Genomic DNA, 13,733 nt, shown 5'->3' with positions numbered 1-13,733 from the left:
CCTCACAGGCACGGCGTCACGGCCGGGATCGCCACTCCGGTCCAGACGGTGGCGGCCAACGCAGCGACGGTCGATCCGATCGCCGCCCGCCGCAGAAAGCCGAAGGTCCGGTCGGCGGAGCGGTGCCTCAACTGCACGCAATAGATCAACAGCACGATCAGCGCTGCCAGATGCACCAGCCAGACCGCGAGAAGAACCAGCCGCACCAGCGTCATTCCGGCGATCACTTCGCTTTGCCACCCGGCGACGCAGCCGAGCGACAGCACCGCATACAGCAGGGTGAAGGCGGACGCCCAGATCACGAAGCCGGCGGGGATCAGGAGCAGCGGGAGCCGGGGCTTCATCGCACCGTTCCCATCACCAGCGGCAGCCCGAACACCAGCAGCAGCGCCGCAGCACCGAGCGCAGCGGTGTAGCTCGTCCAGATCGCCCCGAGCCTGAGATCGATCCGGCGGACCGGGGAGACGAAGCCGGCGCGGCTGCGCCAGATGCCGAAGCCGGCGAACACCAGCCCGATCGCCACATGCAGGCCGGCATACAGCAGCATCACCAGCACCACCGCCGCATAAGCGTGCCGCGTCGGAGCGGGCGTCACCAGGACGATCGCCCCGATACCGGTCAGCGCGACGATGTGGCCCGACGCTGCGATCGCCAGCAGCGCTTCCCGCCACGGCGCGCGGGCGACGACCCTCCGCATCGCCGCCACATTGGCGGCCAGCAGCGCGATGGCCAGACCGGCCGCGGTCAGCGCGGCGCCGAGCGGCGACCATTGCAGCCATTCGGGCGGCGGCCAGTTCGGCGCCACGACCCACAGGAACAGCAGCCCGAAGCCGAGCGACGCAAACGCGGTCGCATCGGCGGCGAGCGCCAGCCAGATCGCCCACAACGACGGCGGCGACGCGGCTTCGCTGTGCAGCACCGCCGACTCGCCGTTGCCGATCGGCAGCGCGCCGCGATCCTGGCGTTCGCCGGAGTCCGGGGTCCACATCAGCGCCGCCGCCACCACGGCGACCAATGCGATCAGCGCCAGAACGTAGAGTTTGAACAGCACCGCGACGAAGAACAGGCCGGTGATCACCGCCGTCACCAGCGGAATGAAAGTGCGGTTCGGCAGCCGGACGATCTGTTCGACCCGGCCGGTCACGGCCTCGACGCCGAGCGTTTCCAGCCATTGGTGACGGACGAAGCCGAGATAGCCGTCGCCTGCGGCGAGCCGGTTGCCGAGATCGGGGCGGTCGGCGAGCGGAGCGCGCGAGGCGATCTGCGGCAGCGACGCGAAATTGTAGCTCGGCGGCGGCGTCGCGGTGGCCCATTCCAGCGTGCTGGCGCCCCAGCGGTTGCGGTCGCAGCGCTTGCCGTGCCGCCAGTGCATCAGGACGTCGATGGCGAACAATGCGAAGCCGATCGCCATGGTGAAGCTGCCGATCGACGACAGCAGGTTCGGCCATTCCCATCCGGTCTCGGGCCCGTATCCGGTGATCCGGCGCGGCATGCCGAGCAGCCCGGTCCAGTGCATCACCAGGAAGGTGAGATTGAAGCCGATCATGATCAGCCAGAACGCGGCGGTGCCGAGGCTGTGGCGCGGCACGCGGCCGGTGAAATGCGGCAGCCAGTAATACGCCGCCGCCAGCATCGGAAACACGAAGCCGCCGACCAGCACGTAGTGCAGATGCGCGACCACGAAATGGGTGTCGTGCGCCTGCCAGTTGAACGGCACGATCGCCAGCATCACGCCGGTCAGTCCGCCGATCACGAACACCGAGAAGAAGCCGAGCAGGTACAGCATCGGCAGTTTGAGCTGCGGCCGCCCAGCCGCCAGGGTGCCGATCCAGGCGAAGATCTGCACCGCGGTCGGCACCGCCACCGCCGTACTGGCCGACGAGAAGAACGCCAGAGCGAGGTGCGGAATTCCGACCGTGAACATGTGGTGCACCCACAGCCCGAAGCTGAGGAACGCCAGCGCCACCACGCTGACCACGATCCAGCCGTAGCCGATGATCTCGCGCCGGGCGAGCGTCGGCAGGATGGTCGAGACCATGCCGGCGGCCGGAAGGAAGATAATGTAGACTTCGGGATGGCCGAACAGCCAGAACAGGTGCTGCCACAGCAGCGAGTCGCCGCCGCGCGTCGGGTCGAAGAACGGCAGCGAGAACGCCCGCTCCAGTTCGAGCAGGACCGAGCCGAGGATCAGCGGCGGGAAGCCGAACAGCATCATGAAGGCGGTGACCAGCAGATACCAGGCGAGCAGCGGCATCTTGTCGATCGACATGCCGGGCGCGCGGGTCTTCAGCACCGTGGCGATGATCTCGATCGCCGCCGAGATTGCCGACACTTCGACGAAGGTGACGCCGATCAGCCAGATGTCGGCGTTGATGCCGGGGCTGTAGGTCTTCGAGGTCAGCGGCGTGTACATGAACCAGCCGCCGTCCGGCGCCAGCCCGAACGCCAGCGCGATCAGCAGGATCGACCCGCCGAACAGGTAGCACCAATAGCCGTAGGCGCCGAGCCGGGGAAACGCCATGTCGCGGGCGCCGAGCAGCTTCGGCAGAAGATAGATCGCAAAGCCCTCGAACATCGGGATCGCGAACAGGAACATCATCACCGTGCCGTGCATGGTGAAGATCTGGTTGTAGATCTCCGGCCCGAGGAAGGCGCTGCGCGGCGTCGCGAGCTGGGCCCGAATCAGCATCGCCAGTACGCCGCCGATGCCGAAGAACACGAATGCGGTCAGGATGAAGCGGCGGCCGACCACGTTGTGGTTCACCGCCGACAGCCGCGCCCAGCCGGGCGGCGTGCCCCATACGGCTTCCAGCCGCTTGTGCAGTCGGATCGCGCTGACCGGCGGATGGCGGGAATCCGGGGTGTCTGTCGTCATGGCCGGTCCCGCGGCAGCTCGCGCAGCCGGTCCTCGTAGCTGTCGTCGGAATGCGCCTCGACCCGGAAGTCCATCGCGGTATGGCCGCCGCCGCAGAATTCGGCGCAGACGCCGCGATACACGCCGGGCCGATCGGCGCTCAGCCGGATCACGTTGATGTGCCCTGGAATGGCGTCGATCTTGCCGCCGAGCCGCGGAATCCAGAAGCCGTGGATTACGTCGGCGCTGCCGACGTGAAGATCGACCGGCCGCCCCGCCGGCAGATGCAGTTCATTGACCGACATCCGGGGGCCGCCGGCTGCGGCCGGATAACGAAAATTCCATTGCCACTGCCGGGCCTCGACCTCGATCCGCGTCACCTCGGCGGCGCGCGGATGCGCCAGCAGCCGCTCGCCGGTCAGCAGCCCGTAAGCGAGCAGCGGCGTCAGGACCAGCGCCGGCAGAACCAGTCCGCCGCCGGCGAGCCACAGCTTCGGCCGCGGCGACGACGGGTGCGCGTTCGCCCGGAGGAACGTCCACAGCAGCAGCGTCATCACCAGACCGAACAGCGCAATCGATCCGGCGAGCATCGCCCACCACAGCTCCGCGATCGCGGCCGCCGATGGGCCGGCGGGATCGAGCGTCGACAGCGGCCCGCTGCACCCGGCCAGCGGCATCGTGACGACGGCCGCGATGCAACCGGCCCGGCCTCGCCGCATTACCGAGCGAAGAGGTGCGCAATGCCGAAGACTGTCATCGAGGAAATCAACGAATACGACACCAGTTCGGTGGTGGCGTTCGCCGGCCATCCGGTCCACGCGATGCTGGTGTCGTTTCCGATCGCGCTGGTGATCTCCACGCTGGGCTGCGACGTGTTCTATTGGTGGAGCGCCGATCCGTTCTGGGCGCGCGCCGGACTGTGGGCGAGCGGCTTCGCGTTCTGGTTCGGCGTCGCCGCCAGCATCGCCGGGACGGCGGAGCTGCTGCTGGTCGAGGGCATCCGCCAGCGCACGACGAGCTGGACCCACGCGGTCGCCGGGGTGACGCTGGTGTCGATCGCCGGCGCCAATTGGGGGTGGCGGCTGGTGCAGGACGATCCGGTGCTGCCGGTCGGGCTGATGATCTCCGCCCTCGGCACCGTGTTCGTCGGCCTGGCCGGATGGCACGGCGGCAAGCTGGTGTTCGATCACGGCGTCGGCTTGATGGTCTCGACCAAGGAGTGAAGCCCGCCCGGCCGGGTCATCCAGTCCGGCAGGTTCAGCGGCGCCAGCACCGGCTTGGCCAGCACCAGCGTCAGGATACCGGCGATGGTGCACAGGGTCGCGGCCGTCATGGTCCAGCGCCGCCAGGCGGCGTAGTGCCCCTCGGGTCCGAACAGGTTGAGGATCTGGTGACCGCCGCGGACATGGATCACCACCAGGACGCCGACCACCACCAGCTTCAGCATCATCCAGGTGGTGAAGACATCGCGCATGAACAGCAGCACGGTGCCCGCCACCACCGCCACGAACGCCGCCGGCGAGGTGATCTTGATGAACAGCGTCCGGGTCAGCCGGTGCAGTTCGGCCGCTTCGGCATCCGCCAGCCGGCTGCGGTGGACGAACAGGCCGGGCAGCGCCAGCAGCCCCGCGCACCACACCATCAGCGCCAGGATATGAACGAGTTTCAGCCACGCGATCATCGGACCGGTTCATTGGCGGCGATCGGCCGGTCGAGCCGGCGCCCGAGCAGCACCAGCGCCACCGCCAGGTAGGGCAGCGCGCCCGGAACCCACATCACCAGGCCGGCGAGCTGCTGGTCCTGAAGCGCAGACAGCCCCCAAGCCGTCGTCACCCCCAGATGGGCATCGTACAGCGGCGCACGGGCGAAAGTGATCACCGCGCCCAGCATGCCCATCTGCACCACCGACCCCAGCAAAAGCGCCAAACTCCGCCCAATCGCCCCGGCCGGGGCGAGAACGGCGAGCCATAGCGCGACCGCGCTGCCGAGCAGGCTCAGTTCCATCGCCCAGAACACAGCCGGATCGGCGAGCGCCGCCGCATAAGGTGCGGGCGCGTGCCATAGCCACAGCAGCACGGTGTGCACCATGAACATCGCCGAGCCGGCGCGCGTGAGTGCGGAGGCCGTCGCGGTGCGGCGCAGCGACAGCGCCAGCAGCGGCGCCGCGACGGCCACCATCACGACATGGTGGCCGACCCGCACCGAAAACAGCGCCGAGGTCAGCGCGCATAGCGGCGACACGAACAGCACTGCCAGAATCGCCCATCCCAGCGCAGCCGCCCAACACGCACCACGCCGCGCCACCCAAACCCCACCCCCCACCGCCAACCCGACCAGCAGCGCCGGATCGAAATTCCAGCGGACGAACAGGTCCGCCGGGAGCGGTGCCGATCCGCAATACGGCTCAATCATCGCGTCTCCCCAGGACTGCAGTCGAACGTTCCGGCCGGAACTGGTGATGGCCCGGGCGGAACGGGCCATCATGTCGCAAGGCAACCCCGCTGCCCTGCCGGCTTCGATCGAGGCAACGTGCTGGTTCGACCAGAGATGCTATCGGGCCGCGGCGGCAAATCGCCACGCGGGCGGTTCGGCAGTGGCGATGTAGTGCCGGGTCGTCCGATGCAGGCCTCGCTCCGGCGAAGCGAAACTGCTCAGGCGCGTGAGGAAGGTTGTCGTGATCACCGGAGCATTTCCGGCTCTGATTCGATCAAACAGGACTAATCTCGTGTCGATGTGTGCGTCACACGAACGGTGCCCGATTTGCCCGGCACGCTCCATGTTCAGGTTGTCCAGGCTCAATCCGGGATCAGGCTGAACTGCAGCAGCAGCGTTCGCTGCAGCATCGAGAAATTGTCGTCCGACAGCATCGTCAGCACGATCGCGCCCTCTTCATCGAGATGGACGTCGAGGGCCTCCATGTTGTCGATCTCATGGCCGAGATCGGCTTCAAAGATCGCGGGCCCGTCGACTGTTGCCCCTGGTACGATGGCGCGAAGCGCGATCCGCCGAATCCGAATATGGACGCCTTCGATCCAGGAGAATTTGCGCTCCAGGATCAGCAAGTCGCCGTCGGGCAGCAGCGCCGCGTCGGCGATGTCGTAGTTCGCGGTGCGATGGATCGCGAACTGGCCGGGCGTTCTGCCGCCGATCAGGAAGCCGATGGTGTTGCGCGCCGCATCCAGGCCCCGTTCCGAGACGGCGATCAGCGTCCCGCTGAGCGGATGTGGCCTCGGCACCATGACCAAGGCCTCGATACCCTTGTTGTTCGGGAGTTTGCGCAGCGCCGGCGGGATGGCGATCGGCTGCCCGCGGGATCGCACCCCGCCGTGGCCGAACTCGAATTTGACGATCTGGTTGACGCGCTCGAAGCCCACATAGGCGGTGCCGCCGTCGAACGCGAGCGACTCACTATCGTACCATTTTCGGGCGCGGAACGGTGCCCCATCGGCAGCCAGCAGCGGCGCGGCCTCGACGTCGGCAAGCCCGGTCATGACCGATCCGGCATAGACGATGCGGCCGGTGAACCAGGTTGCCTTATCGCTGATTGCGACGAAGCGTTCGCCGCGCGGATCGAGCCGTAGGCCGGATAGCCCGCCGAAGCCGCGGGAGGACGAGGTCAGGATCAGGCCGCTACGAAACTGCAGCACGCCGAACTGGCGGCGGGCACGGTCTCGCAGATCGAAATGCTCGATGGGGCGTGCTCGTACTTCGATCGAGCGAGGCGCCGGCGGCGTCAGTTCGTCGGCTCCTGGCTGTCTGCCCTGCGCCAGTGCGTTCGCCGGCGCGAACGACGCCAGCGCCGCGGCGGCGCCGAACGACAGGCCACCCGCGATCAGGCGGCGGCGCGTCGTGGCGCCGACGTCCGGTGGGGACGCGCACGCGTCGACCGTGTGGTCGCGCTGCTGTCCAGCATCGCCCCGCAGAGCGCTCATCGGCTCATCTCAGCCTGAAGCGCTCACGAATGCAGCCGGCGGCGATGCGGACCCGGCGCGGCGGCGGGCGCCGCGGTTTCGCTGAACAGCTCGGCGAGCTTTTCGGTGATCGCGCCGCCGAGTTCTTCCGCATCGACGATTGTAACAGCACGGCGATAGTAGCGCGTGACGTCGTGGCCGATGCCGATCGCGATCAGCTCGACCGGCGAGCGGGTCTCGATCTCCTCGATGATGTGGCGCAGATGCCGTTCGAGGTAGTTGCCGGGATTGACCGACAGCGTCGAATCGTCGACCGGAGCGCCGTCCGAGATCATCATCAGGATCTTGCGTTGCTCGGGGCGGCCGAGCAGCCGCTTGTGCGCCCAGTCCAGCGCTTCGCCGTCGATGTTTTCCTTGAGCAGGCCCTCGCGCATCATCAGCCCGAGGTTCTTGCGAGCCCGGCGCCACGGCGCGTCCGCCGACTTGTAGATGATATGGCGAAGGTCGTTGAGCCGGCCCGGGTTGGCCGGCTTGCCGGCAGCGAGCCAGGCCTCGCGCGATTGTCCGCCCTTCCAGGCACGCGTGGTGAAGCCGAGGATCTCGACCTTGACGCCGCAACGCTCCAGCGTGCGCGCCAGAATGTCGGCGCAGGTCGCCGCCACCGTGATCGGACGGCCGCGCATCGAGCCGGAATTGTCGAGCAGCAGCGTCACCACGGTGTCGCGGAAGGTTGCTTCCTTCTCGCTCATGAACGACAGCGGATGGAACGGGTCGATCACCACGCGCGACAGACGCGCCGGATCGAGAATGCCTTCTTCGAGGTCGAAGTCCCAGGCGCGGTTCTGCTGCGCCATCAGCCGGCGCTGCAGCCGGTTGGCGAGGCGGGCCACGATCCCCTGCAGATGCGCCAGCTGCTTGTCCAGATAGCTGCGCAGCCGCTCCAGCTCGTCGTGGTCGCACAAATCTTCGGCGGCGACGATCTCGTCGAACTTCGGCGCGAAGGCGTGATATTCCGGGCCGCGCGGCTCGTTGGCGCCGCGATTGTGCGGCCGAGTCGCTTCGCCCGGCGTCTCGTCCTCGCCCATTTCGGAATCGTCGAAAGCGTCGGAGGCGGAGGCCTGAGCGCTTTCCATCTGGCTGTCGCTGACGTCGTCGGTGGTTGCCTCGGCCTGCTCCGCGCTCATTTCTTGCGCGGATTCGCCTTCCGGCTGCCCCTCGGCGCCGCCCTGGTCGTTTTCGCCTTCCTGCTTGTCGTCCTGGTTGTCTTCCTCGTCGGTCTCGGTGTCGCGGTCGTCACCGAGCTCGAGCGCGTCGAGCATGTCGTGGATCACATCGCCGAACTTCGCCTGATTGTCCGCGAAGCGTTCGATCTGATCCAGCCGCGGCCCGAGCTTGTCTTCCAGCACCGGTCGCCACAAGTCGACCAGCTTCTTGGCGGCCGTGGGTGGCGCCAGCCCGGTCAGCCGTTCGCGCACCAGCATCGCCAGCGCGTCCGACAGCGGCGCGTCGGCACGGTCGGTGATTTCGTCGAACTTGCCGCGATGGAAATGATCGTCGAGCATCGCGGTGAGGTTCTTGGCGACGCCGGCCATCCGCCGCGCACCGAGCGCTTCGACCCGCGCCTGCTCGACCGCCTCGAACACGCCGCGCGCCTGCGGATTGCCCGGCATCAGTTTGCGATGCACTTTCGGATCGTGACAGGCGAGCTTCAGCGCGATCGAATCGGCGTGGCCGCGCACGATCGCAGCGTCGCGCTTGCTCATCTTCCGGGCCGGTTCGGGGAGCCGCGCCTTGCCCGGTGCAAGGCCTGGGCGCTCGGCCGCGAAGCTGACTTCCAGGTCCGGCGCCTTGGCGATCGCGCGCAAGCACGAGGTCACCGCGCGCTTGAACGGCTCGGTCGGTGCTTCCTTCGATCCGGTGCGGATTTTGGTGTTCTGGGTGGTCATGCTGATCAATGCCGGCGTGGTGATTGCAGTTCGTCGTGCTCGATCACGCGTTCTACGATGGCGCGCCAATCGTAGGGACAAGTCGCGGGAAAAGCCGTTTCGGTCAGTCCTGTTTCCTTCACGGCATCGTCCATAGCGTCCTCATAGGCCTCGGCGATCCCGTCGGATATGCGCGGCTGCAGGCTTGGGTTGTCCCGCAAGAGACGCCCAATCCGCCTGCGATGCTCCCGGACGGACAGCACCCAGCTCCGGGATCGCCGTTCCGGTTGATGGTCCCACTTCAGCAGATGCAACAGGACGACTCGGATGGCGCTTTGCAGCTTGTCGTACTCTGTCCTGCCCACGTCGCCCAACTCGTCCGCGATGTTGACTGCGTCGATTTCCGACAGCCGCCCCGCTTTGAGGAGAGCGACTTGATCCTGGACCCAGCCGTACAGATCTTCCCGGTGCCGCCGCGACGGCTTTGGCGTCGCCGGCTCGATCGGATCACTGCGCAGCTTCGACTTGGTCGTTGTCATCGCCTGCCTTCCGCCTCTCCTCGCGCGCAAGGAGAGGCTGTTGGGGTCAGCTCATCGCGATGTTGACCGAACTCTCCGGCAGCTCGGCGTTGAAGCAGCGCTGATAGAATTCCGCCACCAGCGGGCGCTCCAGCTCGTCGCATTTGTTGAGAAAGGTGACGCGGAACGCGAAACCGATGTCGCCGAAGATCTCGGCGTTCTCCGACCAGGTGATCACCGTGCGCGGGCTCATCACCGTCGACAGATCGCCGTTAGCGAAGGCGTTGCGGGTCAGATCGGCGAGCCGCACCATCTTGTTGACGGTGTCGCGGCCTTCGGCGTTCCGATAGTGCTTCGCCTTGGCGAGCACGATCTCGACTTCCTCGTCGTGCGGCAGATAGTTCAGCGTGGTGACGATCGACCAGCGGTCCATCTGGCCCTGATTGATCTGCTGCGTGCCGTGATACAGGCCGGAGGTGTCGCCGAGGCCGATGGTATTGGCGGTGGCGAACAGTCGGAACGCCGGATGCGGCTTGATGACCTTGTTCTGGTCGAGCAGCGTCAGTCGTCCGGAGATTTCCAGCACGCGCTGGATCACGAACATAACGTCGGGACGGCCGGCGTCGTATTCGTCGAACACCAGCGCGACATTGTGCTGCAGCGCCCAGGGCAGGATGCCGTCGCGGAATTCGGTGACCTGCTTGCCGTCGCGGACCACGATCGCGTCCTTGCCGACCAGGTCGATTCGGCTGATGTGGCTATCGAGGTTGACGCGGACGCACGGCCAGTTCAGCCGCGCCGCGACCTGCTCGATATGGGTGGATTTACCGGTGCCGTGGAAGCCGGTGACCATGACGCGGCGGTTCTTGGCGAAACCGGCCAGAATGGCGAGGGTGGTGGCGCGATCGAAGCGGTAATCCGGATCGACGTCCGGTACGTGGGGGTCGACCTCGGAATAGGCCGGAACTTCAAGATCGCTGTCGATGCCGAAGACCTGCCGGACCGACACGTTCATGTCGGGAAGGCCGGCGATCTCCGGAGCAGTGGTCGTAGCGGCGGTCATCAATCCTCCGTGGTCCCGGACGCGCCCGAAACCCGATCTTCGTGGTGGATGCGGTTGAGTGCGGAATTGAACCTAGCAGACAGCCGCGATCCGCAGAAGCCCGCCGCGCGATCAAAGTTCCGTCGATGTTTCATTGAGATAAGAGCGCGGCGCGGTTTTGGGAAGGCAGCGTTGCGAATCCGGCGGGCGAACCGGCAAGCCGCGCAACTTTTCAGCAGGTACAGGCGCCGTAAGCTTGCCGCCATCGTCGACCGATCAGCCGGAGCAAGACGCGCCTTGAGTTCATTCCTCGATTCGCTGGTCGCATTCGCTGCGGCCCATGCCGGCTGGGCCTATCTGGTGTTGTTCCTGGCTGCGCTGCTGGAAGCGGTACCGGTGCTTGGCTCGCTGGTGCCGGGCTCCACGGTGATTCTGGCGCTGAGCGCGCTGATTCCCGGTGGCGAGCTGAATCCGGTCGGCGTTCTTGCCTCGGCGATCGCCGGCGCGCTGATCGGCGACGGCGCCGCATACTGGACCGGCCACCGGGCGCAGCGCCGGATTCTCAGTGCCTGGCCGCTGTCGACCTATCCAGATCTGGTGGCGCGGGCCGAGAGCTTCTTCCGACGCTGGGGAGTCTGGGCGGTACTGTTCGGCCGCTTTGTTCCGCCGATCCGGGCGTTCGTGCCGGTCACCGCGGGTGCGCTGCAGATGACGCCGCAGCGCTTCTTCGCGGTCGACGTGCCGGCGATCCTGATCTGGGCGCCGGCTCACGTGCTGCCGGGCGTGCTGGCGGCCACCGTGCTCGAGCGCGACCATGCGACGCTGCATCACTGGCTGCCGGTGGTGGCCGGTGTCGCCGGAATGGCGGTGCTGGGCGTTTGGGCGTATCGGCGCCGGCGCTCCGGCACACAAGCCCGTTAGAGTAGAGAGCTTCATCGATTGGTTGAAGCGGACCTGACCGTTCGGGAGCCCGCAGCCCGGATCCTGAGGATCGGGTGTGATCCTGATCCCGTCAAAAACAAACGGCCGTAGCGCCGCATCAGCTCCGGACCACCGTCTTCAGATAGTTGTAGGCCTTGATGATTTCGATCAGGCGGTCTTCGGTCGAGCGGTCGCCACCATTGGCGTCGGGGTGATGCTGTTTGACCAGCGCCTTGTACTTGGCCTTGACCACTTCGAGCGTAGCGTCGCTGTCCAGGCCCATCACCTGCAGCGCCTTGCGTTCGGCGTTGAACACCTTGCGCGGCTCGGCGCGCACCTCCTCGGCGGGATCAGGTCCGCGGCGCCGGCGGCGGCTGCCGGTGAATTCGTTGAACACGTTGAACGGATCGGCGGCGCCTTCGAGATCCTCGGGGCTGCGCGCGCGGCTGCGGGCACCGTTCTGCCCCATCTTCCAGGTCGGGCGATGGCCGGTCAGCGCGTCCTTCTGGTAGCGGGCGACGTCATCAGGATTCATCCCTTGGAAGAAATTATAGCCCTGGTTGAATTCCCGGACATGATTGAGACAGAAATGCCAATAGTCCTTTTCGTGGCCGCGCCCCTTCGGCGCGCGGTGCGCGGCGCGGCTGGTGCAGCCCGGCGCATCGCACATCCGCACCTGTTCGCGCGCGGCTTCGCGCGCCACTTCCGCGGCCCGCGGCTTGACGCGGATCTTGTCGAAGAATTTGGACGAGTCGATTGGCATGGGCGGACTTTGACTACGCAACGCTTCGGGCTTCAAGTCTTGACATTCCGAGCGACCCCCGGGTTGATGCGTCGCAGACGTGTTTGACGAAATAACGGCCGACGGTGGGCATCGGGCATGGGCACTCAGGACACTATCACGCAGAAGTTGCGCGAAGCTTTCACGCCGGAAAGCCTCGACGTCGTCGACGAATCCAATCTGCACGAAGGGCACGCGGGGCACGCCGGCCGCAGCGAGACTCATTTCCGGGTCAATATCGTGTCCGCCGCGTTCGCCGGCAAGAGCCGGCTCGATCGCCATCGCATGATCAACGAACTCCTCGCCGCGGAACTGACGGGCGGCGTCCACGCGCTGGCGATCAAGGCCAAGGCACCCGGCGAAGCCTGAAGCTCACACCCGGTCGAGCTGTCTCCGTCGACGCGTCTTCTTCACGCGCACCGGCCTCCTCGTCGCTCGAAAATGCTCCGAGCGCAGCGCCGGCCTACGCCGATCCGGCCCGTGTCTTCCGGTTGCTCGTTTCGATCAGTTCGGCCTCGCCCTCGCGCGGCACCGGGGAGATGCGTAGTGCGGTGATGCGGTTGCGCTCGCGGCGCAGCACGCGAAACCGGAATCCGTGGAAGGTGAAATTCTGGCCGCGCTCCGGAATCGACCGTGCCTCGTGGATCACAAGGCCGGCGACGGTGGTGGCTTCCTCGTCCGGCAGGTTCCAGTCCATCGCGCGGTTGAGGTCGCGGATCGGCACCGAGCCGTCGACCACGACCGAGCCGTCCGGCTGGGTACGGACGCCTGCGACCACGACGTCGTGTTCGTCGGAAATATCACCGACGATTTCCTCGAGGATGTCCTCGAGTGTCACCATGCCTTCGACTTCGCCGTATTCGTCGACCACCAGCGCGAAGTGAGTCTTGCGGGTGCGGAACGCCTTGAGCTGTTCCGAGACCGGGCGCATTTCCGGTACGAACCACGGCGGAAGCGCGATCTTGCCGACCTCGATCTTGGATGCGTCGCCGTCGGCGGCGCGCAAAGCACGCAGCAGATCCTTGGCGTGCAGCACGCCCATGATGTTCTCCGGCTTGTCGCGCCAAAGCGGAATCCGGGTGTATTCGGTGGCCAGAACCTCGCGGACCAATTCGTCGGGCGGCAGGTCTGCGTTGACCATCACCATCTCGGTGCGGTGAACCATCACGTCGGAGACCTGCAACTCATTGAGGTCGAGCAAGCCGCCGAACATGTCGCGATCGTGCTTGGCGACGCCGCCCTCGTGGTGAATCAGCTCGACCGCGCCGCGCAGCCGTTCGGTTGCCGACAGCAGCGACTGGTTGGCGCCGAGCTTGATGCCGAGCAGCCGCATCAGCACACGCACCAGGGCCTCGATCACCACGAGCACGGGACCGAGCACCAGCACCATCAGCCGCATCGGCTTGGCGACCAACAGTGCGAAGCGATCCGGTGCCGAGATCGCGATGGTCTTCGGCATCACCTCGGCGAAGATCACCACCAGCGCGGTCATCACCGCGGTGGCGTAGAGCACGCCCAGCTCGCCGAACCATGCGGTGAACAGGCCGGTCGCCAGCGCGGACGCGCCGATATTGAAGACGTTGTTGCCGAGCAGCAGCGCGCCGATCATCCGCTCGCGCATCCCCAGGAGCCGGCCGACGATGCCGGCGTTGCTGCTACCCTGCTTGGCCAGCCGCATCATGTTGGCGCGCGAGGCTGCCGTCAGTGCGGTCTCGCTGGCCGAGAAGAACGCCGAGCCGAACAGGCAGGCGATCACGATGCCGAACGTGACCCACTCCATG

The 13,733-nt window shown here is 66.6% G+C and carries 14 protein-coding genes; 3 read left to right on the top strand and 11 right to left on the bottom strand.

Going from position 1 to position 13,733, the window contains the following annotated elements; all coding sequences use genetic code 11:
* Positions 1-2: 2 nt before the first annotated feature.
* From FLL57_RS20165 to coxB, 3 genes are read right to left on the bottom strand one after another with little or no spacing between them, the layout of a single operon-like run.
* Positions 3-344: a hypothetical protein gene (locus FLL57_RS20165; RefSeq protein ID WP_142883845.1), complete on the bottom strand. Its 342-nt coding sequence runs from the start codon at positions 342-344 to the stop codon at positions 3-5.
* The gene (ctaD, locus tag FLL57_RS20160; RefSeq protein WP_142883844.1) at positions 341-2,875 is read right to left on the bottom strand and encodes a cytochrome c oxidase subunit I; all 2,535 of its coding nucleotides are present in this window, start codon (positions 2,873-2,875) and stop codon (positions 341-343) included. Before ctaD ends, FLL57_RS20165 begins: the two co-directional genes overlap by 4 nt.
* Entirely contained in the window at positions 2,872-3,573 is a 702-nt protein-coding gene (gene coxB, locus FLL57_RS20155; protein WP_142883843.1) for a cytochrome c oxidase subunit II, read from the bottom strand. The genes ctaD and coxB overlap by 4 nt, the downstream gene beginning before the upstream one ends.
* Positions 3,574-3,594: 21 nt before the next feature.
* Here coxB and FLL57_RS20150 point away from each other — a divergent pair, with 21 nt between their 5' ends.
* Positions 3,595-4,077 carry a DUF2231 domain-containing protein gene (locus FLL57_RS20150; RefSeq protein ID WP_013500360.1) on the top strand — a complete coding sequence of 161 codons (483 nt, stop codon included), beginning with the start codon at positions 3,595-3,597 and terminating at the stop codon, positions 4,075-4,077.
* Here FLL57_RS20150 and FLL57_RS20145 read toward each other — a convergent pair.
* The 6 genes from FLL57_RS20145 to cobS all read right to left on the bottom strand — a co-directional run bounded on the left by FLL57_RS20145 (position 4,041) and on the right by cobS (position 10,271).
* Entirely contained in the window at positions 4,041-4,535 is a 495-nt protein-coding gene (locus FLL57_RS20145) for a CopD family protein (protein ID WP_013500361.1), read from the bottom strand. The two genes, FLL57_RS20150 and FLL57_RS20145, sit on opposite strands and share 37 nt — an antisense overlap.
* Positions 4,532-5,266: a cytochrome c oxidase assembly protein gene (locus tag FLL57_RS20140; protein ID WP_142883842.1), complete on the bottom strand. Its 735-nt coding sequence runs from the start codon at positions 5,264-5,266 to the stop codon at positions 4,532-4,534. The genes FLL57_RS20145 and FLL57_RS20140 overlap by 4 nt, the downstream gene beginning before the upstream one ends.
* Positions 5,267-5,649: 383 nt before the next feature.
* Positions 5,650-6,786 (bottom strand): esterase-like activity of phytase family protein, encoded by a 1,137-nt coding sequence (locus tag FLL57_RS20135; protein WP_142883841.1) that lies wholly within the window; start codon positions 6,784-6,786, stop codon positions 5,650-5,652.
* A gap of 23 nt (positions 6,787-6,809) precedes the next feature.
* Positions 6,810-8,711: a cobaltochelatase subunit CobT gene (gene cobT, locus FLL57_RS20130; RefSeq protein ID WP_142884254.1), complete on the bottom strand. Its 1,902-nt coding sequence runs from the start codon at positions 8,709-8,711 to the stop codon at positions 6,810-6,812.
* A gap of 5 nt (positions 8,712-8,716) precedes the next feature.
* The gene (locus FLL57_RS20125) at positions 8,717-9,229 is read right to left on the bottom strand and encodes a DUF29 domain-containing protein (protein WP_013500365.1); all 513 of its coding nucleotides are present in this window, start codon (positions 9,227-9,229) and stop codon (positions 8,717-8,719) included.
* Positions 9,230-9,275: 46 nt separating this feature from the next.
* Positions 9,276-10,271 (bottom strand): cobaltochelatase subunit CobS, encoded by a 996-nt coding sequence (gene cobS / locus FLL57_RS20120; RefSeq protein WP_013500366.1) that lies wholly within the window; start codon positions 10,269-10,271, stop codon positions 9,276-9,278.
* Between the two features lie 276 nt (positions 10,272-10,547).
* Here cobS and FLL57_RS20115 point away from each other — a divergent pair, with 276 nt between their 5' ends.
* The gene (locus FLL57_RS20115) at positions 10,548-11,171 is read left to right on the top strand and encodes a DedA family protein (protein WP_142883840.1); all 624 of its coding nucleotides are present in this window, start codon (positions 10,548-10,550) and stop codon (positions 11,169-11,171) included.
* Between the two features lie 118 nt (positions 11,172-11,289).
* On the opposite strand, the gene FLL57_RS20110 is transcribed toward FLL57_RS20115, so the two are convergent.
* Complete coding sequence (locus tag FLL57_RS20110; protein WP_013500368.1) at positions 11,290-11,934, bottom strand: J domain-containing protein; 645 nt, start codon at positions 11,932-11,934, stop codon at positions 11,290-11,292.
* A 117-nt stretch (positions 11,935-12,051) separates the two neighbouring features.
* On the opposite strand from FLL57_RS20110, the gene FLL57_RS20105 reads away from it, so the two are divergent.
* The gene (locus FLL57_RS20105; RefSeq protein ID WP_013500369.1) at positions 12,052-12,321 is read left to right on the top strand and encodes a BolA family protein; all 270 of its coding nucleotides are present in this window, start codon (positions 12,052-12,054) and stop codon (positions 12,319-12,321) included.
* Positions 12,322-12,415: 94 nt separating this feature from the next.
* Here the strand turns inward: FLL57_RS20105 and FLL57_RS20100 are convergent, their stop codons facing one another.
* Complete coding sequence (locus FLL57_RS20100) at positions 12,416-13,732, bottom strand: HlyC/CorC family transporter (protein WP_013500370.1); 1,317 nt, start codon at positions 13,730-13,732, stop codon at positions 12,416-12,418.
* Between the last annotated feature and the right edge of the window lies 1 nt (position 13,733).

Origin of the sequence: Rhodopseudomonas palustris, from assembly GCF_007005445.1 — a bacterium.
GTDB lineage: Bacteria > Pseudomonadota > Alphaproteobacteria > Rhizobiales > Xanthobacteraceae > Rhodopseudomonas > Rhodopseudomonas palustris_G.
The sequence above is the reverse complement of the archived record's forward strand: the minus strand, read 5'-3'. Positions and strand labels throughout refer to the sequence as shown.